Source organism: Aromatoleum buckelii, assembly GCF_012910785.2.
GTDB lineage: Bacteria > Pseudomonadota > Gammaproteobacteria > Burkholderiales > Rhodocyclaceae > Aromatoleum > Aromatoleum buckelii.
Window position 1 is genome coordinate 520,481 of record NZ_WTVH02000008.1, and the last position, 22,389, is coordinate 542,869.

Consider the following 22,389-nt stretch of genomic DNA (forward strand, 5'->3'; position numbering starts at 1 on the left):
CGCCGCGGCACGCAACTCCTCATCGAGGAGCGGGTCGGATGCACGAACGTGTCCGACCGATGCCCCCATGTCGCTTCCTGATTCGCTGGTCCTGATCGACGTCGAGACGACGGGGGCCAATCCCGTGTCCGACCGCGTCACCGAGATTGCCGTGCTGCGCATCGAGCGCGGGGAAATCGTTGGACGCTGGGAGAGCCTCGTCAACCCGGAGCGCCCGATCCCGTCGCTGATCCAGCGTCTGGTCGGCATCACCGACGAGATGGTCGTGGCCGCTCCGACGTTCGCCGAGCTTGCCGACAGCGTGCGCGGGCATCTCGACGGGGCGGTGTTCGTCGCCCACAACGCGCGCTTCGATTACGGCTTCATCCGCAACGAGTTCTCCCGCCTCGGCCAGCAGTTCGAGGCGTCGGTGCTGTGCACCGTCAAGCTTTCCCGCGCGCTGTACCCCGAACACCACCGTCATGGACTGGACGCGCTGATCGAGCGCCACGGTTTCACCTGCGGCGCGCGCCATCGCGCAATGGGCGACACCGACGTGCTGTGGCAGTTTGCGCGTCTGGTCTCCGGATCCTTTTCCGCCGACGTGCTCGCGCGCGCATGCGAGCGGGCGATGAAGCTGCCACCCCGGCCGCCCGGACTGCCCGAAGGGGCGCTCGAGGGCGTGCCGGACGCGCCGGGCATGTATTCGTTCTTCGGCGAGAACGACCGCCTACTGTACGTCGGGCGCAGCGCGAGCCTGCGGGCGCGCGTCATGGAGCATTTTTCGGCCGGCGGCCGCGAGGGCCGGGAGGCGGGACTCGCGCGCCAGGTGCGCCGCGTGGAATGGGAGGAGACTGCCGGCGAGTTTGCCGCGTCGCTGCGCGAAGCCGACCTGCTCAGGGAGCGCCGGCCGCTTCATGCCCGGCCGGCAGTGGGCGGCGAAGAGGTGTTCGGCCTGCGTCTCGTGCCGCAGCGCAAGCGCGCGCCGATCTTCGAGCGCGTGCCGCTGCATGCGACCGATCCGGCAGCCTGGGAAGCGGTCCACGGCACTTTTCGCACTCGCAAGGAGGCCGACAGCCTGTTGCGGGAACTCGCCCAGCTCTACCAGCTGTGTCCGCGCCGGCTCGGTCTCGAAGGCGGCAGCGGCGCCTGCGGCGCGCACGAGGCGAGGCGTTGCGCCGGCGTATGTGCCGGCAAGGAAAGCATCGCCGCGCACGATGCGCGCCTCGCGGGCGCGCTCGGGTCGGTGACGCTGCGGGCGTGGCCGTGGGCCGGGGCGGTCGTCGTCGAGGAGCGCTGTGCGCATTCGGGGCGCGAAGCTTTCCATCTCGTCGATCGCTGGTGTCATCTGGGCAGCGCGGACAGCGCCGAGACGCTCGCGGCGCTGCTCGACAACGCGCCCGCGCGCCGCTTCGACCTCGATACTTACCGCATGCTGGTACGCTGGTTCGCTGCCGAGGCGAATCTGGCTGCCGTGCGACCGATCGAAAATCCCGGCTGAGTCAGGCCTGGCGCCCCAGGCCGGGCGGCCTCTGAAGTCAGGCGGCGATCGACTGCAGGCTGCGCAGGTCGGTGAGCGTGATCGAACGGCGGCCGCGCGGCACGATGATGCCGTCGCGGGTGAGACGGTTGAGGACGCGCGAGAAAGTTTCCGGCGTCAGGTTGAGTTGCGAGGCGATCGTCTGCTTGTCGCACGACAGGCGCACTTCGACGTTCTGCGCGCTGCAGTCGGCGTGCTGCACGAGGTAATGCGCGACGCGCTGGGTCGAGCTGCGCTGGATGCATTGCTCCATCCCTTCGACGAGCTCGCCCATCCGTTGCGACAGCCGCGCCATCAGCGCCTGCATCAGCGACGGGTGCGCGGCCATTGCCCTCTGCAGCGCGGGACGCTGCAGATGCAGCACCACGCTGTCGCGCGTCGCCTGGGCGGCGAGCGTCTGCGGCGTGTCGGACAGGATGTTCTCCTCGCAGAACGATTCGCCCTGGCCTGCGAGGCGCACGATCTTCTCGGCACCCGCGCTGGAGATCAGGAATAATTTGACTTCGCCTTCGACGACCGCGTACATGCCGGCCGGACGCGCGCCGCGATGCATCAGCATTTCGCCGCGCGATGCCCGGCAGATCCGCACTCCTCGCGAGAGGCGCTGCAGCGTCGCCGCATCGAGGCTGCTGAAAGGTTCAAGACAGGAAAGTGACTGGAACGCCGGGGGGTGGATAGCGGTCGCCATATTGTCGTGCTCCTTCGGGATGCTCGTGTTCGGGGATGCAGGCCGCAGTCTAGACGCTCCAGGTGACGATCGACCCGCGATGGGTCGGGCAGGCGAACGGAAGATACCTCTTTCGAGGTACATGGAATAAATGCAAGTCGTTGTTACGAATGGTTTAACCCGAAGAATGGTAGCGATGCCCCATGACTCGGGGGAAAAGGGGGTAGGGGTGTGAACAGCGCCGGCAATGCGGATGTCCTTGACGGCGGCAGGGTCATGCAACGTGTGCGCGCCTCGCTCGCGGGGCGTGCGACGCAGCTGCTGCTGGTGCTGGCCTTCGTCGCCGTGGCGTTCATCAGCCTCATCGGAATCGGCGCGTCGGTAGTCATCGTCGAAACCGTCCAGGACAGCGGTAGCGCGGTCAACGCGGCGGGCGGGTTGCGCCGTCTTGCTCATCGTGCAGCCAGCGTCGCGCTCGCCGCAGCCCTCGATGGGCGCACCGGACGTGCCGAAGTCACAGCGGCGATTGGCGCGTTCGAGGCGGGGTTGGGCGATGCGACGCTGGAGAAAGTGCTCGAGCGCGAGCCCGGCAGCGTCTTCGCGTCGATCTACCGTGGCATCCATGCCCGCTGGTATGTGAACCTCAAGCCGCGCCTGCTCGGGGCGCCGGAGCTCCCAAGTGAAAGTCCCGACGTGTTGTTCTACGAGAACCTGCTCGCCGACGTGGACGCCTTCACGGCGCAGATCGACGCGCTGGTGGCGGTGCTCGAGCGGGAGACCGAGACGGGCATCGCGCAGCTGCGTATGACATTGGTGATTGCGCTCGGAATGGTGATGGTCGTCATGGTCGCGGCGCTTTGCGTCATCCGCCGGCGCGTGTTCATGCCGCTGACCGAACTGCGTGATTGCGCCGCACGCATCGCCGGCGGGGATTTTCGCGCCCGCAGCCGCTACACCGGGCGCGACGAACTCGGGCGCGTGGGTTCGGCGTTCAACGCGATGGCCGACGAGCTGGCGACCGTCTATCGGGATCTCGAGCAGCGGGTCGAACAGAAGACTGCGGACCTGATGCGCAGCAACCGCGCGCTGGAGCTGCTGTATCACGTCATCGCGCGGCTTTATCACGCCCCGGCCTCGCCGCAGACCTACGCCGAGACGCTCCGGGATCTCGAGCAGGTGCTCGGGCTCAAAGGCAGTTTCGTCTGCGTGCAGCCCAAGCACGGGGGCGTCGCAACAGTCCTGTCGACAACGATGGGCGACTGTCCGGTGCGCTCGCGCAGCGAGGAGGAGTGCAGCCACTGTCCCGGGCGGATGATGCCGTGGAGCTATCGCCGCGAAGGCGACTTCGATGTGTTCCTGGTGCCGCTGCGCGATGCCGATCACCTCTACGGCATGATGCGGCTCGCGCTGCCGCCGGGCGAGCGGCTGCGCGCGTGGCAGCACACGCTGGTCGAGGCGGTATCCCGCCACATGGGGATTGCGCTGGGCATTTCGTACCAGAGCGAGCGCGAACGGCTCCTCGCGCTGCAGGAGGAGCGCTCGATCATCGCGCGCGAACTGCACGACTCGCTGGCGCAGTCGCTGTCCTACATGAAGATCCAGGCGAGCCTGCTGTCGTCGGCGCTGCAGCGGCCCGAGCGTCGCGACGACGCGTCCGACATCCTGGCCGACATGAAAGGCGGCATCAACGCCGCGTACCGGCAGCTGCGCGAGCTGCTGTCGACGTTCCGCCTGCAGATGGAGGGGGATTTTGCCCGTCTGCTCGGCAGCACCGTCGAGGAGTACGCCGGCCGCAGCGGCATGCCGATCGAGCTGGAGATCCGCCTTGGCGTGTGCCATCTGAACCCGAACCAGGAAATCCACGTGCTGCACATCATCCGCGAAGCGCTGTCGAACGCGACGCGTCATGCCCGCGCGAGCTCGATCCGCGTCGGGCTGTTCGGCCATCCGGACGGAGTCCGGGTGATCATCGAGGATGACGGCAAGGGTATCCTGCCAGCTGCTGCCAGCGAACCGCACCATTACGGCCTGGCAATCATGGGCGAGCGGGCGCGGGGGCTCGGCGGCATGCTCGAGATCGTGCCCCGTCCGGACGGCGGCACGCGCGTCAGCGTGTGCTTCGATCCGGTCGCCCGGCGCGAGGCTTCGTCACCCGCACCCACTCCCGAGGCGCAATGAACGACAGGAACGATATTCCCCAGTCGGTCGTGATCATCGACGACCATCCGCTGTTCCGCAAAGGACTGATCCAGCTGCTGCGCACCGTGTCCGGCTTTCGCCTGGCGGCCGAAGCGGCCGACGGCAAGGAGGGCATCGCGCACATCCTGCATCTGCGCCCCGACCTGCTGTTGCTCGATCTGAACATGAAAGACATGTCCGGGCTCGAGGTGCTGAAGTTCGTGCGCCAGGCCGATCTGGACACGCGCGTCGTGATGGTCACCGTCTCGGATGCCGCCGAAGATCTCGTCGCGGCGCTGCGCGCGGGCGCCGACGGCTACCTGCTCAAGGACATGGAGCCGGAGCAGATGGTTGAGGCGCTGCAGGCCGCGGCAGCGGGACGGATCGTCGTGTCCGACGCGCTGACCCACCTGATGGCAGCGGCGCTGCGCCGGGAAAAGCGTCCCGACAGCGTCACCGATGCGGGCCTCACCGAGCAGGAACAGCGCATCCTCGAGCGCATCGCGACCGGCCTGTCGAACAAGCTGATCGCCCGCGAGCTGGGCATCGCCGAAGGCACCGTCAAGGTGCACGTCAAGCACGTGCTGCGCAAGCTCAACTTCCGCTCGCGCGTCGAGGCGGCCGTATGGGCGGTTGCGAACCAGCGCGGCGAGCGCTGATCCTCGTTCGATACCCCTCTCGGGAGGGCATCACGCATCCGTATCAGCCCACTGGCTGATCGACCGGTTCGCACGGCCTGACCCCGCACAACTGGCCTCCGCCGCCTTTTTCAGCGGGTGCATGAAATTACAAGGTCATTTATCTGAAATTTGATTGACATCAAAGCCCGCCCCCTGCCCGCGGATGTCCAATCCAATACCACAGCACAGGTAGGGGATTTCCCGGGTCATGTTCAACGCACGTCGTCGTTTCCTCACTGGCAGCTTGCGTTCCGTTCGCAACGACCTGCGCCCGCCCTGGGCCCTGGTCGGGGACGCGTTCGAAGACCGCTGCAATCGCTGTAACGACTGCAGCGTCGCGTGCCCGAACGGCATCCTCGTCGTCGGCTCGGGCGGATTCCCGAAAATCGATTTCAGTCGCGGTGAATGCAGCTTCTGCGGCGACTGCGCAGAGGCCTGCGAAGCGGGCGCGCTGCGCATGGACAGCATTTCGGCGTGGCAACTCGGGGCGACGATCGGCGCGCCGTGCCTCGCCGCGCTGGGCGTCGAATGCCGCGTGTGCGGGGATGCGTGCAGCGTCGCTGCGATCCGCTTCCGGCCCCGGCCGGGCAGCGTTGCGCAGCCGCATCTGGATGCGGAGCGCTGCAACGGCTGCGGTGCGTGCTATGCGCCGTGCCCGGTCAACGCGATCGGGATGGCGCTGAAAGCGGAGGTCGCCCGATGAGGATCGCAAGCCTGGTGGTACGCGCGCGTCCTGGCGACCTCGAAACGCTGAGCGCGTCGCTGCACGAGATTCCCGGCGTCGAGTTGCATGGCGCGAGCGCCGAAGCCGGACGGCTCATCGTCACCGTCGAGGACGGCGAGGGCTACGCGATGGCCGACTCGCTGCTCGCCGTCAGCCTTGCGCGTCACGTGCTCGGCGTGACGCTGGCTTACGAATACACGGACGAAGGATTGCAACTCGATGGCGAACTTCCGGAACCGGTGCCCGGGCCGCAGCGTGCGGTCGGGCAGCCGGGGGCTGGCGGCGCTCAGGACAAGGAGGCTGTGAAATGACGATGGACAGACGCGAATTCATCAAGAGCAACGCGGTTGCGGCCGCGGCGGCGACCGCCGGCATCGGTATCCCGGTGGTTGCCGCCGCGCAGCCGGACAGCGCGAGCAGCACCAGGGTGCGCTGGGACAAGGCGGCGTGCCGTTTCTGCGGCGTCGGCTGTTCGGTGCTCGTCGGCGTGCAAAACGGCCGCGTCGTGGCGACGCAAGGAGACCCCGATGCGCCGGTCAATCGCGGCCTGAACTGCATCAAGGGCTACTTCCTGTCGAAGATCATGTACGGCAGCGACCGCCTGACGAAGCCATTGCTGCGCATGACCAACGGCAAGTACGACAAGAACGGCGAGTTCACGCCGGTGTCGTGGAATCAGGCGTTTGACCTGATGGCCGAAAAGTGGAAGGCCGCGATGAAGGCGGGCGGCCCCGACGCGATCGCGATGTTCGGCTCGGGCCAATGGACGATCTGGGAAGGCTATGCCGCCGCCAAACTGCACAAGGCCGGCTGGCGCAGCAACAACCTCGACCCGAACGCGCGTCACTGCATGGCTTCCGCGGTCGCCGGCTTCATGCGCACCTTCGGCATCGACGAGCCGATGGGCTGCTACGACGACATCGAGAACGCCGATGCCTTCGTGCTGTGGGGCTCGAACATGGCCGAGATGCACCCGATCCTGTGGTCGCGCATCACCGACCGGCGGCTGTCGAAGGAAGGCAGCGAAGTGCATGTGCTGTCGACGTTCGAGCATCGCTCGTTCGAGCTCGCCGACAACGGCATGATCTTCGTGCCGCAGACCGATCTGGCAATCCTCAACTACATCTGCCACTACATCATCCAGAACAAGAAAGTTAACACTGCGTTCGTCAATGCGCATGTGAACTTCAAGAAGGGCGAACCCGACATCGGCTTCGGCCTGCGCCCGAACCATGCGCTCGAAGCGAAGGCGACGAACAATGGCTACCCCGGCGCCGACGGCAAGCCGAAAGGCAACAGCGGCGCGGCTGCCGACATCACGTTCGAGGAGTTTGCGAACTACGTCGCCGACTACACCCTCGAGAAAGTGGCGAAGCTCTCCGGCGTGCCGGCCGAGCGGCTCGAGCGGATGGCGAAGCTGTATGCCGACCCGGAACGGAAGGTGGTGTCGTTCTGGACGATGGGGTTCAACCAGCACACGCGCGGCACGTGGGTGAACAACATGATCTACAACGTGCATCTGCTGACGGGCAAGATCAGCGAGCCCGGCAACGGTCCGTTCTCGCTGACCGGCCAGCCGTCGGCGTGCGGCACTGCGCGTGAAGTGGGCACGTTCGCACACCGCCTGCCGGCCGACATGGTCGTGACGAACCCGATGCACCGCGCGATCACGGAGAAGATATGGCAACTTCCGGACGGCACGCTGCCCGCCAAGATCGGCCTGCACGCGGTCGCCCAGAGCCGCGCGCTGAAAGATGGCAAAGTGAAGTGCTACTGGACCAGCACGACGAACAACATGCAGGCCGGCCCGAACATCAACGAAGAGATCTATCCCGGCTGGAGGAATCCCGAGACGTTCATCGTCGTCTCCGACGTCTATCCGACCGTCTCGGCGATGGCGGCAGACCTGATCCTGCCGTCGGCGATGTGGACCGAGAAGGAAGGCGCGTACGGCAATGCTGAGCGGCGAACGCAGTTCTGGCGCCAGCAGGTCGCGCCGCCGGGGGAGGCGAAATCCGACCTGTGGCAGTACATCGAGTTCTCGAAGCGCTTCAAGGTCGAGGAAGTGTGGCCTGCCGAGCTGATCACGAAGAAGCCGGAGTACAAGGGCAGGACGCTGTTCGACATCCTTTTCAGGAACGGCGTCGTCGACAAGTTCACGCTCGCCGACGTCGACAAGGACAACGCGCACGCGATCCCCGGCTACATGAACGACGAGTCGAAGGAGCTCGGCTTCTATCTGCAGAAAGGGCTGTTCGAGGAATACGCCGCGTTCGGCCGCGGCCACGGCCACGACCTGGCCGACTTCGCCACTTATCACAAGACGCGCGGCCTGCGCTGGCCGGTCGTCGAGGGGAAGGAAACCCTGTGGCGCTTCCGCGAAGGCTACGACCCGTACGTCAAGACCGGCGAGAGCGTGAAGTTCTACGGCCACAAGGACGGCCGCGCGGTGATCTTCGCGCTGCCGTACCAGGATCCGCCCGAGATGCCGGACAACGAATACGACCTGTGGCTGTGCACCGGGCGTGTGCTCGAGCACTGGCACACCGGCTCGATGACGCGCCGCGTCCCCGAACTCCACCGCTCGGTGCCCGAGGCGCAGGTGCTCATGCACCCGGAGGACGCGACGAAGCGCGGGCTGCAGCGCGGCATGACGGTGAAAGTCGCGTCGCGGCGCGGCGAAATCACCGCCCGGCTGGAGACGCGCGGCCGCAACAAGCCGCCGCAGGGACTTATTTTCGTGCCGTTCTTCGACGAAGGCCGGCTCGTTAACAAGCTGACGCTCGACGCCACCTGCCCGATCTCGAAAGAGACCGACTTCAAGAAGTGCGCAGTCAAGGTGGCCAAAGCCTGACGAACACCGTCCGCACGAGGCGAACGAACGATCATGGGCGACTCAAAGCACCGGCGCGCCGGGCAGGCGGAAGCTCCGCGCCGCCGCTTCCTCAAGGAGGCGGCGGGGGCCGCGGGCGGAGCATTCCTGCTGTCGCTCGGTGTCGGCTTGTACGCGAAGCAGGCGAGTGCTTTGCCGGCAGCCGCGCTACGCCCGCCCGGGGCGATGGCCGAGCGGGATTTTCTCGCCGCCTGCGTGCGCTGCGGCCTGTGCGTGCGGGGCTGCCCGTACGACACGCTGAAGCTCGCCGAACTCGGCGACGCTGTCGCAACCGGCACGCCGTATTTCACCGCGCGTGCGATTGCGTGCGAGATGTGCGAGGACATCCCGTGCGTCGCTGCGTGTCCGAGCGGCGCGCTGGACCGCAGCCTGACCGACATCGGCAACGCGCGCATGGGGCTCGCCGTGCTGATCGACCACGAGACCTGTCTCAATTTTCTCGGCCTGCGCTGCGACGTCTGCTACCGGGTATGCCCAGTGATCGACAAGGCGATCACGCTCGAGCGCGTGCACAACCCGCGATCCGACCGTCACGCGCTGCTGCTGCCGACCGTCCATTCCGACGCGTGCACCGGCTGCGGCAAATGCGAGCAGTCCTGCGTGCTGCCCGGCGAGGCGGCGATCAAGGTGCTGCCGGTGAAGCTCGCGCGCGGTTCGGCCGCCGAGCACTATCGCAAGGGCTGGGAGGAAAAGGACGCGGCCGGCGGCTCGCTGATCGGCGAGCAGCTGGAAATGCCCGTTCGCGGGCTCGAGGACAAGGCCTACGGCGATACGCGCGTCGCCCCTGCCCCGCAGCCGGAGTCGAGGCCATGACGGAGCCGCGACGATGAGCGGCAAGGGTGCTTTCGCCGCGGCATCCGCGCGCGGCGCGCCGGCGCGACCGGGGCGCGAGGCCCTCGCGGGCAAAGGCTGGCTGCGGGCGCATGCCTGGCTGCTGCTGCGCCGCCTGTCGCAGTTCGGCATCCTCGCGCTGTTCCTCGCCGGCCCCTGGTTCGGCGTGTGGATCGTCAAGGGCAACCTGTCGTCGAGCCTGACGCTCGGGGTGTTGCCGCTGACCGACCCGTTCCTGCTCGCGCAGTCGTTCGCCGCCGGCGCGGTGCCGTATCGCGACGCGGTGCTCGGCGGCGGCATCGTGCTGGCGTTCTACCTGCTGGTCGGCGGACGAACGTTCTGTGCGTGGGTGTGCCCCGTCAATCCGGTCACCGATGCGGCGGCGTGGCTGCGTCGCCGTCTGAACCTCAAGAGCGGCAGGGTGCCGGCCTCGAGCACCCGGCACTGGCTGCTCGGCTTCGTGCTGCTGGCCGCTTTCGCGACCGGCAGCCTCGCCTGGGAGTGGGTGAACCCGGTGTCGATGCTGCACCGCGGCCTGATCTTCGGCTTCGGCCTCGGGTGGGGCATCGTCGGCGGGATTTTCCTCTACGACCTGCTGATCGCTTCGCGCGGCTGGTGTGGCCACCTCTGTCCGATGGGGGCGTTCTACGGCTTGGCGGGCCGCTTCGCGGTGCTGCGCGTGAGTGCCGCGAAGCGCCGGGCGTGCGACGACTGCATGGACTGCTTCGCCGTGTGTCCCGAGCCCCACGTGATCCCCCCGGCGCTGAAGGCCGCTGGCCAGGACCACCCGGTCATCCTCGACCGCGATTGCACCAACTGCGGCCGCTGCATCGACGTGTGCGGCAGGAACGTATTCCGAGTTACGACCCGATTTGATAGGAGCGAGTCATGAAAAAACAGACCCGTAAGCTCGCGATGACTCTCGTCGTCGCGCTGAGCCTCGGCAGTTTCGGCAACATGGCGGCGTTCGGCCAGGGCGTCCAGTCGCTGCGGGGCGCCGGCATTGTCGGCAACGACCCCGCTCCCGCGAGTTTCCGCGTTGCCCCCGACGGCCCGCCGATCCCGCGCGACTACGTGCAGCAGCCGCCGCTGATCCCGCACAAGATCGAGGGCTACGAGGTCACGAAGAACTTCAACAAGTGCATGGACTGCCATTCCTGGAGCCGCTACCAGGAGTTCAAGGCGACGAAAGTGAGCCTGACGCACTTCAAGGATCGCGACGGCGGCGAACTCTCGAACATCTCGCCGCGGCGCTATTTCTGCATGCAGTGCCACATTCCCCAGACCGACGCGAAGCCGCTGATCGACAACACTTTCAGGCGAGCCGAAGGCCTGCGCTGATCCTCGGCGCCGAACGCACAGGGAACCGACATGACTCAGGACAACAACAAGGATCGCGGCCGCTTCTGGGTCCGCCTGCGGCGCATCGCGCTCGGCGGACTGGGGCTCGCCTTCGTCGCCGGTATCGTCTTCTGGGGCGGCTTCAACACCGTGATGGAGATGACCAACCAAGAATCCTTCTGCACCTCGTGCCACGAGATGAAGGAGAACGTATTCGAGGAGTATCGCAATACGATCCATTACCAGAACCGCACCGGAGTGCGCGCGACCTGCCCGGACTGTCACGTGCCCAAGGAATGGGGCCCGAAGATCGTCCGCAAGATTCAGGCATCGAACGAAGTGTGGCACCACCTGTTCGGCAGCATCGACACGCCCGAGAAGTTCGACGCCAAGCGCATGCAGCTGGCGCAGAACGAATGGCAACGCATGAAAGCCAACGACTCGCGTGAATGCCGCAACTGCCACAACTTCGAGTATTTCGACTATTCGGTGCAGGGGCGACGCTCGAATGCGGCGCACCAGGCGGGGCTCGCCGACGACAAGACGTGCATCGACTGCCACAAGGGCATTGCCCATTCGCTGCCGCCGATCGAGCAGGAAATCGGTGCCGGACGCGAAGCGGTCGCGCCCGACGTGTTCCATCCGCCGGCCGCGACGAAACCGCAGTGAGCGAGTTGCGGTGATCCTGAAGCGCGGTTTCGCTTCGCGTGGCGAAACCGCGCTGTTCGACCTTCAAGCAGCCTCCCGGAGCGCTCCGCTCTGTGGTTAAATCCACGCCCATGCTTTATGCCGCCGATCTCGCCTGTCTGAAGGGTGACCGCCTGTTGTTCCGTGGCCTCTCCCTGCAGGTGGCGCCCGGTGCAATGCTTCGGATCGCCGGCCCGAACGGCTTCGGCAAAACCAGCCTGCTGCGCATCCTGTGCGGGCTCGCGCATCCCGAAGCGGGCGAGATCCGCTGGAACGGCCGGTCAATCGCCAGCGATCGCGAATCCTTTCATCGCACGCTGCTCTATCTGGGCCACGCGCCGGCGCTGAACGATCTGCTCACGCCGCTCGAGAACCTGCGCTTCGCATGTGCCGCGGCGGGCGACGACGTCGACGAGGACGTTTGCGTCGACGCGCTCGTGCGTATCGGCCTGGCCGACCAGCTCGACCTGCCGGCGCGCGTGCTGTCGCAGGGCCAGCGCCGGCGCGTCGGGCTGGCGCGGCTTTTCCTCGGCATCCGCCGCAGCCTGTGGGTGCTCGACGAACCGTTCACCGCGCTCGACGCCGCAGCGGTCGCGGATCTCGCGACGACGCTGTCGGATCACTGCGCCGCGGGCGGCGTCGTGATCCTGACGACGCATCAGGATGCTCCGTTTGCCGTGCCGCCGACGGTGCTCGATCTCTCCGAGGTGGCCGCTTGAGCCGTACGCTGGGTCCGTTTGCCGCAGTGCTGCGCCGCGACCTGCTGCTCGCGTGGCGAGGCCGGGCCGACGTGCTGGTCACGCTCGCGTTCTTCGTCGTCGTGGTGTGCCTGTTTCCGTTCGGCGTCGGCGCCGAAACGAACCAGCTGCGTTCGATCGCGCCCGGCGTGCTGTGGGTCGCGGCGCTGCTCGCGACGCTGCTGTCGCTGCACCGCCTGTTCGCCCAGGATCACGCCGATGGCACGCTCGAGCAGCTGCTGTTGTCGCCGGAGCCGACCGTGCTGTGGGTCGTCGCCAAGATCGTCGCGCACTGGATCGCCACCGGCATGCCGCTCGTGCTCGTCGCGCCTGCGCTGGCCCTGCTGTTTGACGTGGAGCAAGGAGCGCTCGGAGTCCTCGTCCTATCGTTGGCGCTCGGCACCCCGATCCTGGCCCTGCTCGGTGCGGTCGGCGCGGCCTTGACGCTCGGGCTGCGCGGCGGCGGCATGCTGCTCGCGCTGCTGGTCCTGCCGCTGTTCGTTCCGGTGCTCATTTTCGGTGCCGGCGCGGTGGATTCCCACCTTTCCGGCACCGGCGCGGACGCCCATATCCTGCTCCTCGGTGGCGGGCTGCTCGGGGCGCTGGCGCTGGCGCCGGTCGCATGCGCGGCGGCGCTCAGAATCGCAGTCGAATGATGAAAGAGATGAAAAGACCTGAACGCGGCAAGAGCCTGTTTCGCTTCGCGGCCCCCCAGCTGTTCTACCCGCTCGCGGGCGCGCTGGCGCCGTGGTTCGCCGGCGCCGCCGCGGTGCTCACGATCATCGGGCTGTGGCTCGCGTTCTTCGTCGCCCCGACCGATGCGCAGCAGGGCGAGGTGTATCGCGTGATCTTCATTCACGTCCCAGCGGCGTGGATGTCGATGTTCGTGTATCTGATCATGGCGTTCTGGTCGGCGGTCGGACTGGTCATGAACACCCGCCTGTCGTTCATGATGGCCCGCGCACTGGCGCCGACCGGCGCGATGTTCTGTGTCGTCGCGCTGGTGACCGGCGCGCTGTGGGGCAAGCCGACGTGGGGCGCATACTGGGTGTGGGATGCACGGCTGACGTCGCAGCTGCTGCTGCTGTTCCTGTACTTCGGCTTCATGGCGCTGACCGAAGCGATCGAGGATCCGCGCCGCGCCGACAAGGCCGGCGCGATCATCGCGCTGGTCGGCGCCGTCAATGTGCCGATCATCTATTTCTCGGTGAAGTGGTGGAACACGCTGCACCAGGGGGCGTCGGTGAGCCTGACGAAAGCACCTTCGATGGCCGCGACGATGCTCGCGGGCATGCTCGTGATGGCGCTGGCGTCATGGGCCTACACGATCGCGGTGACCTTGTGGCGGGTGCGCCCGCTGATTCTCGAGCGTGAACGCCACGCCGAATGGGTCGCGGCCGAACTCGATGCGCTGGAGGGCAGGATCTGATGCAGTGGGAGTCATGGAGCGCGTTCTGGCAGATGGGCGGCGCGGCGCCGTTCGTATGGGGCAGCTATGGCATCACCGCGCTGCTGGTGGCTGGGGAACTGATCATGGTCATGCACCGTCGTAAGGACGCCCTGCGGCGTCTGCTGAGGCTGCGCCGCGCGAGGGCGGGCGGCGGCAGCGGGCGACGAGCTTTTGAGGAGATCGTTGAATGAAACCCCGTAGCAAACGTCTGCTGCTCGTGGCCGGCGCTGTCGCGTTGCTGGTCGGCGCGGTGGCGCTCGTGCTGAATGCGTTCCAGCAGAACCTGGTGTTCTTCCACACGCCGACCGAGGTCGCCGAAGGCAAAGCGCCCGTCGGTCGGGCGTTTCGCATCGGCGGCATGGTCGAAACCGGCTCGATCCGCCGTGCCGCCGATGGCGTGACCGTGCAATTTGCGATCACCGACACGGCGAAAGTGATCCCGGTCTCGTACAAAGGCTCCTTGCCCGACCTCTTCAGTGAAGGGAAGGGCGCCGTGGTGCAGGGCACGCTCGGTCCCGACGGCCAGTTCCAGGCGTCCGAAGTGCTCGCCAAGCACGACGAAAACTACATGCCGCCCGAGGCGCAGCACGCCGTCGACCAGGCCAAGAAAGCGGCACAGACGGTGGCCCAATGATTCCGGAACTCGGCCATTTCTCGCTGATCCTCGCGCTGGTGCTCGCGCTCGTCCAGGCAATCGTCCCGATGGTCGGCGCCAACCGCAACCGCATCGCGCTGATGGCGGTCGGGCGGCCGGCGGCACAGGGGCAGTTCCTCGCCATCGCGTTCGCCTTCGGCTGCCTGACCTGGGCGTTCCTCACGAGCGATTTCTCGCTGCAGCTTGCGGCAGTCAACTCGCATACCGACACGCCGCTGATCTACAAGATCACCGGCGTGTGGGGCAACCACGAGGGATCGCTGCTGCTGTGGGCGCTGTCGCTGTCGCTGTGGACGGTCGCGGTGACGGTGTTCAGCCGCAATTTGCCGGACGCGTTCATGGCGCGCGTCCTCGGCGTGCTCGGCTGGATCAGCGCGGGCTTCCTGTCGTTCACGCTGATCACGTCCAACCCTTTCGACCGCCTGCTGCCGGCGGTCGCGCAGGGACGCGACCTCAACCCGCTGCTCCAGGACGCGGGCATGATCATCCACCCGCCGCTGCTGTACATGGGCTACGTCGGCTTTTCGGTCGCGTTCGCGTTCGCGATCGCCGCGCTGCTCAGCGGCCGCATGGACGCCGCGTGGGCGCGCTGGTCGCGGCCGTGGACGACGGTCGCGTGGGTGTTTCTCACTGCCGGCATCGCGGTCGGGTCGGGCTGGGCCTACTATGAGCTCGGCTGGGGCGGTTGGTGGTTCTGGGATCCGGTCGAAAACGCGTCCTTCATGCCGTGGCTGCTCGGCACCGCACTGATCCATTCGCTCGCAGTGACGGAGAAACGGGGTGCGTTCCGCAGTTGGACGATTCTGCTCGCGATCAGTGCGTTCTCGCTGTCGCTGCTCGGCACTTTCCTGGTCCGCTCGGGCGTCATCACGTCGGTGCACGCGTTCGCGACCGACCCGCGCCGCGGCCTGTTCATCCTCGCGCTGCTGGTCGTCGTGATCGGCGTTTCGCTGACGCTGTTCGCGTGGCGCGCGCCCAAGCTCTCAGGCGGCGGCAGCTTCGGCCTCGTGTCGCGCGACGCGACGCTGCTCGGCAACAACGTCCTGCTCGCGGTGGCGACCGGTTCGGTGCTGCTCGGCACGCTGTACCCGCTGTTCCTCGACGCGTTGAACCTCGGCAAGATCTCGGTTGGGCCGCCGTACTTCGAAGCGGTGTTCGTGCCGCTGATGACGCCGGTCGTGGTGCTGATGGTGCTCGGGCCGTTCGTCCGCTGGAAAGGGGACGGCGTGGGGCGCGTGCTGCGGCCGCTGCTGCCGGTGATGGTTGCGAGCATCGCGATCGGGCTCGGCGTCGCGTTCGCGGTCGGGCACGTCACGGTGCGCACGGTGCTCGGTCTGGTGCTGGCGTCGTGGGTGCTGCTCGGCAGCGCCCGGCTGCTGGCGAGCCGCTTCGCCGAGCGTCGCGGCGCAAGCGCCGCGGCAGTGCTGCGCGGCATTCCAGCAGCGTGGTGGGGAATGTGGCTCGCCCACGTCGGCATCGGCATCTTCATCATCGGCGCGACGATGGCGGGCAGTCTCAACGAGCGTCTCGACGTCAAGATGCAGCCCGGCCAGACCGCACAACTCGCCGGCTACACGTTCACGTTCCGCGGTGTCGCCGACGCACCGGGGCCGAACTACGACGCCGCGCGGGCGACGATCGACGTGACGCGCAGCGGCATTCCGGTCGCGACGCTGCACCCGGAAAAGCGCTTCTACGTCGCGCAGCAGATGCCGATGACCGAGGCGTCGATCGACATCGGCCCGTTTCGCGATGTCTACGTCAACCTCGGCGACCGACTCGATGACGGCAGCTGGGTTGTCGGCCTGTTCTACAAACCCTTCATCAGCTGGGTATGGCTCGGCTGCTTGCTGATGGCGGTCGGGGGCGTTTTCGCGGCCTCGGATCGTCGCTACCGTCGCCTCGCCGAGCGTGAAGCCCCTGCCGGCGCGGCGCGCCGGACGACATGAGTAATCGACAATGAAAGCGAAGTTTCTCGTCCCCCTCGCGCTGTTCCTCGTGCTGGCGGGCTTTCTCGGCTACGGGCTGCAGCTCAATCCGCGCGAAGTGCCGTCGCCGCTCGTCGACAAGCCGGCGCCGGAGTTCCGCCTCGCGACGCTGGCGGCCCCCGACACCGCGCTCGGCGCCGCCGACATGCGCGGCGAAGTGTGGCTGCTGAACGTCTGGGCGTCGTGGTGCGTGTCGTGCCGCGAGGAGCATCCGGTGCTGATGGAACTCGCGCGCGACAAGGTCGTGCCGCTCGTCGGGCTCAATTACAAGGACACGCGCCCCGAAGCGATCGCCTGGCTCGAAGCGCACGGCGACCCCTACACGACATCGGTCGTCGACGCCGACGGGCGTGTCGGCATCGATTACGGCGTGTATGGCGTGCCCGAGACTTTCCTCATCGACCGGCAGGGCGTGATCCGCTACAAGCATATCGGGCCCGTTACCCGTGAGGCGGTGCGCGACGTGCTGCTGCCGAAGATCGCGGAGCTGGCGCGTGCGAGCTAGCTCCTTCCGGCATCTGCTGCCTTCGGCCGTGTCGGCCCTGATGTTCACGCTGATCCTCGCCGTCGCCGCGCCGCAGGCGTTCGCCGCCGACGAAGCCGCGCCGCTCGTGACCGACCCGCAGCTCGAAGAGCGTGTCATGGATCTGTCGCACAAGCTGCGCTGCCTGGTGTGCCAGAACCAGTCGATCGCCGAGTCGAACGCGCCGCTCGCGCTGGACCTGCGCAACCAGGTCCGCGAGCAACTGGCTGCCGGCAAGAGCGAAGAGGCAGTCGTCGATTATCTCGTCGCCCGCTACGGCGATTTCGTGTTGTACCTCCCGCCGTTCAAGGGCACGACGCTGCTGCTGTGGCTGGGGCCGGCGCTGCTGCTCGTCGCCGGCGCGGGCTGGCTGGGATGGCGCCTGCGCCGCCGCGCCGAGGAGGTCCGCAGCGCCCCGCACTTGACGCGTGACGAGCGTGCCCGCGCCCGCGCCCTGCTCGACGGCACGTCCCCCGGCACGTCCCCTTCCTCCGAGGAGCCCCGTTCGTGATTCCCTTCCTGATTCTGGCCACCGTGCTGGTGGCCGGCGCGTTGCTGCTTGTCGTTCCGCCGCTGCTCGGGGGCGGGAGCCGCGCGCGCGAACAGGCGCACCGGCAGCGCCAGGCCGAAACCGTGCTCGTCGTGCTGCGCGAGCAACTGGCAGAGCTCGAGGCCGAACATGCGGCCGGCCACATTGCCGAGGCGGACTATCAACGCTCGCGCGAAGAGCTCGAACAGCGCGCGCTCGAAGAGGGGCGCGCGGCTGAAGGCGGCGCCGATCTCCGCCCGGCTCGCAAATGGGCCGTCGCGGTGGTGGTCGCGCTGCCGGCGCTCGCGGTGCTGTTCTACCTCGCGCTCGGCGAACCGCGCGGGCTCGATCCGGCGCAGATCGCTGCGCAGGAGGAACACCAGATCACGCCCGAGCAGATGTCGGCGCTCGTCGCCCAGCTCGCGCAGCGCCTCGAACGCGAGCCGAACGATGTCGAAGGGTGGATGATGCTCGGCCGCTCCTACTCGATGACGAACGATCTGGAGGGGGCTGCGGCGACTTGGCGCAAGCTCGGCGCAAAAATCCCTGACCAGGCGGACATCCTCGCCGACTGGGCCGACTTGCTCGCCGGCGCGGCCGGTGGCAAGTTCGACGGCGAACCGGACCGCCTGATCCGTCGGGCGCTCGAACTCGACCCGGCTCACCTCAAGGCCCTCGCGCTCGCCGGCACGGCGGCGTTCCAGCGCGAGGACTTCGCCGCCGCATCCGCTCACTGGGAACGCATCCTCGCGAACATGGACCCCGGCGAAGGCGTTTACGGGGCAGTCGTCGCAAGCATCAACGAGGCACGTGCGAAGGGTGGCATGCCGTTGCTGGAAGCGGCAGGCCCGGGTGCGGCGCCGACGGGCGGCAGTGGCGGGAAGGGGCCGCGGAGGGGCGGTGCAGGGGCTGAAGAGGCGCTCAAGGTCAGCGGCCGGATCAGCATCTCCGCCGAGCTTGCCGCGCAGGTCGAAGCGGACGACACCGTGTTCGTCTTCGCCCGTCCGCTGGAAGGCGGGATGCCGGTGGCGGCGCTGCGCCTGCGCGCGGGCGACCTGCCCGCGTCATTCAGCTTCGAAAACGCACCGCGCATGTCGAAGGGACCGCTTCCGGCGCAATTGAGCATCGGGGCGAGATTGTCGAAGCACGGGGAGGCGACCGCCCAGGCAGGCGATCTCGAAGGGGAGCCGGTCAACGTCGCGCCGGATGCGGCGAACGTCGAGATCGTGATCGACCGGCTCCGCAACTAGCGCCGTCGCCCGCAAGAGGCGGGCGAACGGCGCCATTTCCGGGAGGACGTCACGGCGGGCGAGTGCCCGCGAGGCGGCCGCAACGGAGCGCATGGCACCCCGCGCGTCCGCCGCAATGGGACGAACTCAGGGACGAACTCAGGTCCCAGCGCAGCCGCAGCCGCCGCCACCGCCGCCACATCCGCCGGCGCTGCGCGGAGCCGGCTCGACCGGTGCGGGTTCCTGCGCGTTCAGCTGGACGGTGAAATCGATGACGATATTGCCCGGTTCGCGGGCGACGTAGTTGATCTTGATCTGCGAGCCATAACGCTGCTGGATCTGGCCGAGCAGCGGCAACGGGTCATGGTCGTTCACGAAACGCATCGTTTCCCCTTCTTCGAGGGACTCGAGGGCGCCGAAGATGGCGGCGTGGCGAAAACGCTTGGCGACGCCGCGGGCGTCGAACGGGAATACGGAACGGTCGATGATCGGCAGTTCATTCATGAAAGCATCCTCCGGGGTGGGGGTGGGTGCGGCAAGTGTCCGCTGGTTGGAAATGCTAGGGAGGCGCAAGCGCTGCCGCCTTGAGCAAGAACAAGAATCGTCTGTCGTCGGTGCGTGGCGAAACCCTTGGGCAGCATCGTTATCGGTTGGTTTCCGCCCGGTTCATGATGCCGGCCGCGGGTTCGGCGCCTGAAGTGGCAGGCGCATGTGGGCAGTGCGCTTTTCGCCGCGATCAGCGCGGCGAGCGTTCGTCTCGTGCCAGTCGCCATGCAGCTCCCGCTCGCGGCCGTGCGTTCAGCCGGAATATTCGAAACGTACCCGCTTGACGTTGCACAACAGCTCGTAGGAAATCGTCTTCGCGGCTTGGGCGATGCGGTTCACCGGGATGTTCGCGCCCCACAGCTCGACGCGGCTGCCGAGGCCGGCGTCGGGGAGATCGGTGAGGTCGATCGTCAGCAGGTCCATCGATACGCGCCCGATCAGGCGCGTGCGCACGCCGTCGACGGCGACCGGAGTGCCGTTCGGCACGCTGCGCGGATAGCCGTCGGCGTAGCCGAGCGCGACGAGGCCGACGCGGGTCGCGCGCTCGGCATGGAAGCGCCCGCCGTAGCCGAGTGGCGCGCCCGCCGGGATCTCGCGTAGCGCGACCACTGCGCTCTCGAGCGTCATCACCGGGTGCAGGCCGTTCGGCTCGTCAGGCATCGGATCGGCGCCGTACAACAGGATGCCCGGGCGCCCCCAGTCGCGGTGCGCCGCAGGCCAGCCGAGGATCGCTCCGGAGTTCGCGAGGCTGCGCGGACCGGGCAGCTCGCGCGTCGCGGTGTCGAATGCCGTGAGCTGTTCGGTCGTCGCGATGACTTGCGGTTCGTCGGCGCGCGCGAAGTGCGTCATCAGCGTGATGCCGGCAACCTTGCCGCTGTCCTTGAGGCGCTGCCACGCCGGGCGCAGCTCGTGCGACAGGAAGCCGGCGCGGTTCATGCCGCTGTTCATCTTGAGCCAGACTTCGAGCGGCAGCGCCGGCCGTGCATGGTCGATGATGCGCAGCTGCTCGGCATGATGGACGACGATCCACAGGTCGTGGCGGACCACTTCGTCGAGCTCGGCTGGGGCGAACACGCCTTCGAGCAGCAGGATCGGTTGGTCGATGCCGGCGGCGCGCAGTTCGAGTGCCTCCTCGAGGAACGCGACAGCGAAACCGTCGGCGTCCGCGGCGAGCGCCCGTGCGCACTGCGCCGCGCCATGGCCGTACGCGTTCGCCTTGACGACGGCCAGCGCGCGGCCCCCGTGCCGGCTGCGGGCGAGATGGTAGTTATGGCGCAGGGCGTCGAGATCGATCAGCGCGCGGGCGGGTCTCATGCAGTGAAGGCGCGGAGCCTGGTAGGCGACAAGACGCTACTTTGCCACAGCAGTGCCGCGTTCGTCGCTGCACGGCGGAGTGACCGGCGCGGGCCGCTCGTCATGCCGATGGCGGCCTCCCAGCCGGCACTTCGGCCGTCGATTCCGTGGTCGCTGCAACATTACGGTAATATTGCGCACCTTCCGGACCTTGCCTGCGCCCGGAAGCCGGCCTCCGGAGGGCCTGGTCATGCGTCTGCACCCACTCTTGAAGCCCCTCGCCTACCTTGCAGGCTGTCTCCTCTACGCCGTACCCGACTGGCTGACCGACGAGTTCGGGTCGGTCAGCATCGATCAGGTTCTCTATCATCTGAATCTCGGCACCGAAGGACTGCTGTCGAGCGACCCGGAACTGCTCGTGCGCTTCCTGTGGCGCGGCGTTGCGCTGCCAGTCGCCCTCGCGCTTGTGCTATGGACCCTCGACACGTACGTCCGCTACCTCCGCGCCCATCCCGAAGCCGTGCCGATGCGGGTGATCGGTCCGGTGATGCGCACGGCGCGCAGAGGGGGCGCGCGCGCCGGCGAGCTGTTGAGGAGGACGTTCCGGCGTGCGCTGCCGCATGCCCTGCCGCTGGTCGTGTTCGGCGCCGGGGCGGCGTTCTTCATCGACAGCTTCTCGCTCGCGAGCTACGTTCGCACCTATTTCGGCGAGGATTATTTTTCCGGATCGTATGTCGACCCGCGCCACGTCACGCTGCGCAAGGAGAAGCCGAAAAGTCTCGTCCTGATCTACGTCGAAAGCCTCGAGAACACCTACTCCGATCCGGCGCTGTTCGGGCGCGACCTGCTCGAGCGCCTCAATGCCTACAAGTCGCGGGCGATCACGTTCGACGATTATCGCCAGATGCCTGGCGCCCATTTCACGATCGCGGGAATCGTCGCGACGCAGTGCGGATTGCCGCTGAAGTCGGTGGCGCTGTTCGGCGGCAACACGCAGGGCGAGCAGATCGACCGCTTTCTGCCGCGGGCGCACTGCCTCGGCGACATCCTCGCCGGGGCAGGCTACACGAACGTGTTCCTGAACGGCTCGAGCCTCGTGTTCGGCGGGGTCGGCAACTTCTTCCGCGACCACCATTACGCAAAAGTGCTCGGCCGCGAAGAGTGGGTCGGCCTCGGTGAAAAACCGGAGACGATGAGCGGCTGGGGACTGCACGACGACGACCTGTTCCGCCGCGCGCGCGACGAACTGGGCGTCCTGATGAAAGCGAAACGGCCGTTCAACCTGACGGTGCTGACGATCGACACCCATCACCCCTACGGGCATCTGTCGTCGCGCTGCGCACGCGAAGGGCGCAGTGATTTCGATGGCATCGTCGAATGCACGGCGGGCCAGGTCGCCGACTTCATCGACCATATCGCCGCGAAAGGCTGGATGGATCGCGTCGCGATCGTCGTGCAGGGCGACCACCTCGCGATGGGCAACACGTCGTACGACAAGCTGGTTAGCAACCCGCACCGCACGATCTTCAATCTGCTGATCGGCGGCGACCGGAAGCTCGTGAAGAATACCGACGAGGTCACGCATTTCGACATGCTGCCGACGATGCTCGACCTCGTCGGACTGCGAGTCGAAGGGCAGCGCGCGGGGCTCGGCTACTCGGCGATCGGCCCGGTCACCGTCCCCCGCCCGGCCGACCGTCTCGCGCGCATGGAAGAGCAGCTGATGAACTACAGCGCGGCCTACCGCGAACTGTGGGAACTCCCTCCGACGCCCGACGGCGCCCCGATGCAGCTTGTCGTCCCCGATCATACGTCGACATCGCCGCTGGGTGATCCGCGCCAGCTCGCGCGCGTCCGCTGATTGCCGCACAAGTGGCGACGCCGGGCGGACGCCGCCCTCGCCTTCCGCTGCCGAATCG

General features: G+C 67.4%; 23 protein-coding genes. 20 read left to right on the plus strand and 3 right to left on the minus strand.

The genetic code is table 11. The features are described from left to right. Positions 1–67: 67 nt before the first annotated feature. A complete protein-coding gene (locus GO608_RS04290; RefSeq protein ID WP_169199263.1) occupies positions 68–1,480 on the plus strand; it encodes an exonuclease domain-containing protein in 1,413 nt (470 codons plus the stop codon). A 37-nt stretch (positions 1,481–1,517) separates the two neighbouring features. Here the strand turns inward: GO608_RS04290 and GO608_RS04295 are convergent, their stop codons facing one another. Next, complete coding sequence (locus tag GO608_RS04295; RefSeq protein ID WP_169199262.1) at positions 1,518–2,207, minus strand: Crp/Fnr family transcriptional regulator; 690 nt, start codon at positions 2,205–2,207, stop codon at positions 1,518–1,520. Positions 2,208–2,462: 255 nt separating this feature from the next. On the opposite strand from GO608_RS04295, the gene GO608_RS04300 reads away from it, so the two are divergent. From GO608_RS04300 to ccmI, 18 genes are all read left to right on the plus strand, one after another. Then, positions 2,463–4,364: a histidine kinase gene (locus GO608_RS04300; RefSeq protein WP_211159459.1), complete on the plus strand. Its 1,902-nt coding sequence runs from the start codon at positions 2,463–2,465 to the stop codon at positions 4,362–4,364. Then, positions 4,361–5,023, plus strand: a complete 663-nt coding sequence (gene narL / locus GO608_RS04305) for a two-component system response regulator NarL (RefSeq protein WP_169199260.1) — start codon at positions 4,361–4,363, stop codon at positions 5,021–5,023. Before GO608_RS04300 ends, narL begins: the two co-directional genes overlap by 4 nt. Before the next feature lie 229 nt (positions 5,024–5,252). Beyond that, on the plus strand, positions 5,253–5,747 hold the full coding sequence (napF, locus tag GO608_RS04310) for a ferredoxin-type protein NapF (RefSeq protein WP_169199259.1): 495 nt from the start codon (positions 5,253–5,255) through the stop codon (positions 5,745–5,747). Beyond that, positions 5,744–6,079: a chaperone NapD gene (locus tag GO608_RS04315; protein ID WP_169199258.1), complete on the plus strand. Its 336-nt coding sequence runs from the start codon at positions 5,744–5,746 to the stop codon at positions 6,077–6,079. Before napF ends, GO608_RS04315 begins: the two co-directional genes overlap by 4 nt. Continuing rightward, positions 6,076–8,622, plus strand: a complete 2,547-nt coding sequence (gene napA, locus GO608_RS04320; protein WP_169199257.1) for a nitrate reductase catalytic subunit NapA — start codon at positions 6,076–6,078, stop codon at positions 8,620–8,622. The genes GO608_RS04315 and napA overlap by 4 nt, the downstream gene beginning before the upstream one ends. A gap of 33 nt (positions 8,623–8,655) precedes the next feature. Then, on the plus strand, positions 8,656–9,474 hold the full coding sequence (gene napG, locus GO608_RS04325; protein WP_169199256.1) for a ferredoxin-type protein NapG: 819 nt from the start codon (positions 8,656–8,658) through the stop codon (positions 9,472–9,474). 13 nt (positions 9,475–9,487) lie between these two features. After that, on the plus strand, positions 9,488–10,384 hold the full coding sequence (gene napH / locus GO608_RS04330) for a quinol dehydrogenase ferredoxin subunit NapH (RefSeq protein ID WP_169199255.1): 897 nt from the start codon (positions 9,488–9,490) through the stop codon (positions 10,382–10,384). Beyond that, positions 10,381–10,833 carry a nitrate reductase cytochrome c-type subunit gene (locus tag GO608_RS04335; RefSeq protein ID WP_169199254.1) on the plus strand — a complete coding sequence of 151 codons (453 nt, stop codon included), beginning with the start codon at positions 10,381–10,383 and terminating at the stop codon, positions 10,831–10,833. The genes napH and GO608_RS04335 overlap by 4 nt, the downstream gene beginning before the upstream one ends. A gap of 30 nt (positions 10,834–10,863) precedes the next feature. Next, the gene (locus tag GO608_RS04340) at positions 10,864–11,502 is read left to right on the plus strand and encodes a NapC/NirT family cytochrome c (RefSeq protein WP_169199253.1); all 639 of its coding nucleotides are present in this window, start codon (positions 10,864–10,866) and stop codon (positions 11,500–11,502) included. Between the two features lie 110 nt (positions 11,503–11,612). Then, entirely contained in the window at positions 11,613–12,239 is a 627-nt protein-coding gene (gene ccmA / locus GO608_RS04345; RefSeq protein WP_169199252.1) for a cytochrome c biogenesis heme-transporting ATPase CcmA, read from the plus strand. Then, positions 12,236–12,913: a heme exporter protein CcmB gene (gene ccmB, locus GO608_RS04350; RefSeq protein ID WP_169199251.1), complete on the plus strand. Its 678-nt coding sequence runs from the start codon at positions 12,236–12,238 to the stop codon at positions 12,911–12,913. The genes ccmA and ccmB overlap by 4 nt, the downstream gene beginning before the upstream one ends. 8 nt (positions 12,914–12,921) lie before the next feature. After that, positions 12,922–13,686, plus strand: a complete 765-nt coding sequence (ccmC, locus tag GO608_RS04355) for a heme ABC transporter permease CcmC (RefSeq protein ID WP_041647124.1) — start codon at positions 12,922–12,924, stop codon at positions 13,684–13,686. Beyond that, positions 13,686–13,898, plus strand: coding sequence for a heme exporter protein CcmD (gene ccmD, locus GO608_RS04360; protein WP_169199250.1), 213 nt, complete (start codon positions 13,686–13,688; stop codon positions 13,896–13,898). The genes ccmC and ccmD overlap by 1 nt, the downstream gene beginning before the upstream one ends. Then, positions 13,895–14,341, plus strand: a complete 447-nt coding sequence (gene ccmE / locus GO608_RS04365; RefSeq protein ID WP_169118890.1) for a cytochrome c maturation protein CcmE — start codon at positions 13,895–13,897, stop codon at positions 14,339–14,341. The genes ccmD and ccmE overlap by 4 nt, the downstream gene beginning before the upstream one ends. After that, complete coding sequence (locus GO608_RS04370) at positions 14,338–16,311, plus strand: heme lyase CcmF/NrfE family subunit (protein WP_169199249.1); 1,974 nt, start codon at positions 14,338–14,340, stop codon at positions 16,309–16,311. Before ccmE ends, GO608_RS04370 begins: the two co-directional genes overlap by 4 nt. 10 nt (positions 16,312–16,321) lie before the next feature. Continuing rightward, positions 16,322–16,855, plus strand: a complete 534-nt coding sequence (locus GO608_RS04375; protein ID WP_169199248.1) for a DsbE family thiol:disulfide interchange protein — start codon at positions 16,322–16,324, stop codon at positions 16,853–16,855. Positions 16,856–16,895: 40 nt separating this feature from the next. Beyond that, positions 16,896–17,384, plus strand: a complete 489-nt coding sequence (locus tag GO608_RS04380; RefSeq protein WP_169199308.1) for a cytochrome c-type biogenesis protein — start codon at positions 16,896–16,898, stop codon at positions 17,382–17,384. Further along, on the plus strand, positions 17,381–18,652 hold the full coding sequence (gene ccmI, locus GO608_RS04385) for a c-type cytochrome biogenesis protein CcmI (protein ID WP_247002861.1): 1,272 nt from the start codon (positions 17,381–17,383) through the stop codon (positions 18,650–18,652). The genes GO608_RS04380 and ccmI overlap by 4 nt, the downstream gene beginning before the upstream one ends. A gap of 138 nt (positions 18,653–18,790) precedes the next feature. Here the strand turns inward: ccmI and GO608_RS04390 are convergent, their stop codons facing one another. Together GO608_RS04390 and alr are read right to left on the minus strand one after the other, a co-directional pair. Beyond that, the gene (locus GO608_RS04390; RefSeq protein ID WP_041646148.1) at positions 18,791–19,135 is read right to left on the minus strand and encodes a DUF2249 domain-containing protein; all 345 of its coding nucleotides are present in this window, start codon (positions 19,133–19,135) and stop codon (positions 18,791–18,793) included. 294 nt (positions 19,136–19,429) lie between these two features. Beyond that, positions 19,430–20,491, minus strand: coding sequence for an alanine racemase (alr, locus tag GO608_RS04395; RefSeq protein ID WP_169197309.1), 1,062 nt, complete (start codon positions 20,489–20,491; stop codon positions 19,430–19,432). A 229-nt stretch (positions 20,492–20,720) separates the two neighbouring features. Between alr and GO608_RS04400 the strand changes: the two genes are divergently transcribed. Further along, positions 20,721–22,331: a sulfatase-like hydrolase/transferase gene (locus GO608_RS04400; protein WP_169197308.1), complete on the plus strand. Its 1,611-nt coding sequence runs from the start codon at positions 20,721–20,723 to the stop codon at positions 22,329–22,331. The last annotated feature ends 58 nt before the right edge of the window (positions 22,332–22,389 follow it).

What these genes read in the sequence shown, in the direction of transcription:
- GO608_RS04290 (WP_169199263.1), top strand. Translation starts at nt 68, where the DNA reads ATGTCGCTTCCTGATTCGCTGGTCCTGATCGACGTCGAGACGACGGGG.
- GO608_RS04295 (WP_169199262.1), bottom strand. Translation starts at nt 2,207, where the DNA reads ATGGCGACCGCTATCCACCCCCCGGCGTTCCAGTCACTTTCCTGTCTT.
- GO608_RS04300 (WP_211159459.1), top strand. Translation starts at nt 2,463, where the DNA reads ATGCAACGTGTGCGCGCCTCGCTCGCGGGGCGTGCGACGCAGCTGCTG.
- narL (WP_169199260.1), top strand. Translation starts at nt 4,361, where the DNA reads ATGAACGACAGGAACGATATTCCCCAGTCGGTCGTGATCATCGACGAC.
- napF (WP_169199259.1), top strand. Translation starts at nt 5,253, where the DNA reads ATGTTCAACGCACGTCGTCGTTTCCTCACTGGCAGCTTGCGTTCCGTT.
- GO608_RS04315 (WP_169199258.1), top strand. Translation starts at nt 5,744, where the DNA reads ATGAGGATCGCAAGCCTGGTGGTACGCGCGCGTCCTGGCGACCTCGAA.
- napA (WP_169199257.1), top strand. Translation starts at nt 6,076, where the DNA reads ATGACGATGGACAGACGCGAATTCATCAAGAGCAACGCGGTTGCGGCC.
- napG (WP_169199256.1), top strand. Translation starts at nt 8,656, where the DNA reads ATGGGCGACTCAAAGCACCGGCGCGCCGGGCAGGCGGAAGCTCCGCGC.
- napH (WP_169199255.1), top strand. Translation starts at nt 9,488, where the DNA reads ATGAGCGGCAAGGGTGCTTTCGCCGCGGCATCCGCGCGCGGCGCGCCG.
- GO608_RS04335 (WP_169199254.1), top strand. Translation starts at nt 10,381, where the DNA reads ATGAAAAAACAGACCCGTAAGCTCGCGATGACTCTCGTCGTCGCGCTG.
- GO608_RS04340 (WP_169199253.1), top strand. Translation starts at nt 10,864, where the DNA reads ATGACTCAGGACAACAACAAGGATCGCGGCCGCTTCTGGGTCCGCCTG.
- ccmA (WP_169199252.1), top strand. Translation starts at nt 11,613, where the DNA reads ATGCTTTATGCCGCCGATCTCGCCTGTCTGAAGGGTGACCGCCTGTTG.
- ccmC (WP_041647124.1), top strand. Translation starts at nt 12,922, where the DNA reads ATGAAAAGACCTGAACGCGGCAAGAGCCTGTTTCGCTTCGCGGCCCCC.
- ccmD (WP_169199250.1), top strand. Translation starts at nt 13,686, where the DNA reads ATGCAGTGGGAGTCATGGAGCGCGTTCTGGCAGATGGGCGGCGCGGCG.
- ccmE (WP_169118890.1), top strand. Translation starts at nt 13,895, where the DNA reads ATGAAACCCCGTAGCAAACGTCTGCTGCTCGTGGCCGGCGCTGTCGCG.
- GO608_RS04370 (WP_169199249.1), top strand. Translation starts at nt 14,338, where the DNA reads ATGATTCCGGAACTCGGCCATTTCTCGCTGATCCTCGCGCTGGTGCTC.
- GO608_RS04375 (WP_169199248.1), top strand. Translation starts at nt 16,322, where the DNA reads ATGAAAGCGAAGTTTCTCGTCCCCCTCGCGCTGTTCCTCGTGCTGGCG.
- GO608_RS04380 (WP_169199308.1), top strand. Translation starts at nt 16,896, where the DNA reads ATGTTCACGCTGATCCTCGCCGTCGCCGCGCCGCAGGCGTTCGCCGCC.
- GO608_RS04390 (WP_041646148.1), bottom strand. Translation starts at nt 19,135, where the DNA reads ATGAATGAACTGCCGATCATCGACCGTTCCGTATTCCCGTTCGACGCC.
- alr (WP_169197309.1), bottom strand. Translation starts at nt 20,491, where the DNA reads ATGAGACCCGCCCGCGCGCTGATCGATCTCGACGCCCTGCGCCATAAC.
- GO608_RS04400 (WP_169197308.1), top strand. Translation starts at nt 20,721, where the DNA reads ATGCGTCTGCACCCACTCTTGAAGCCCCTCGCCTACCTTGCAGGCTGT.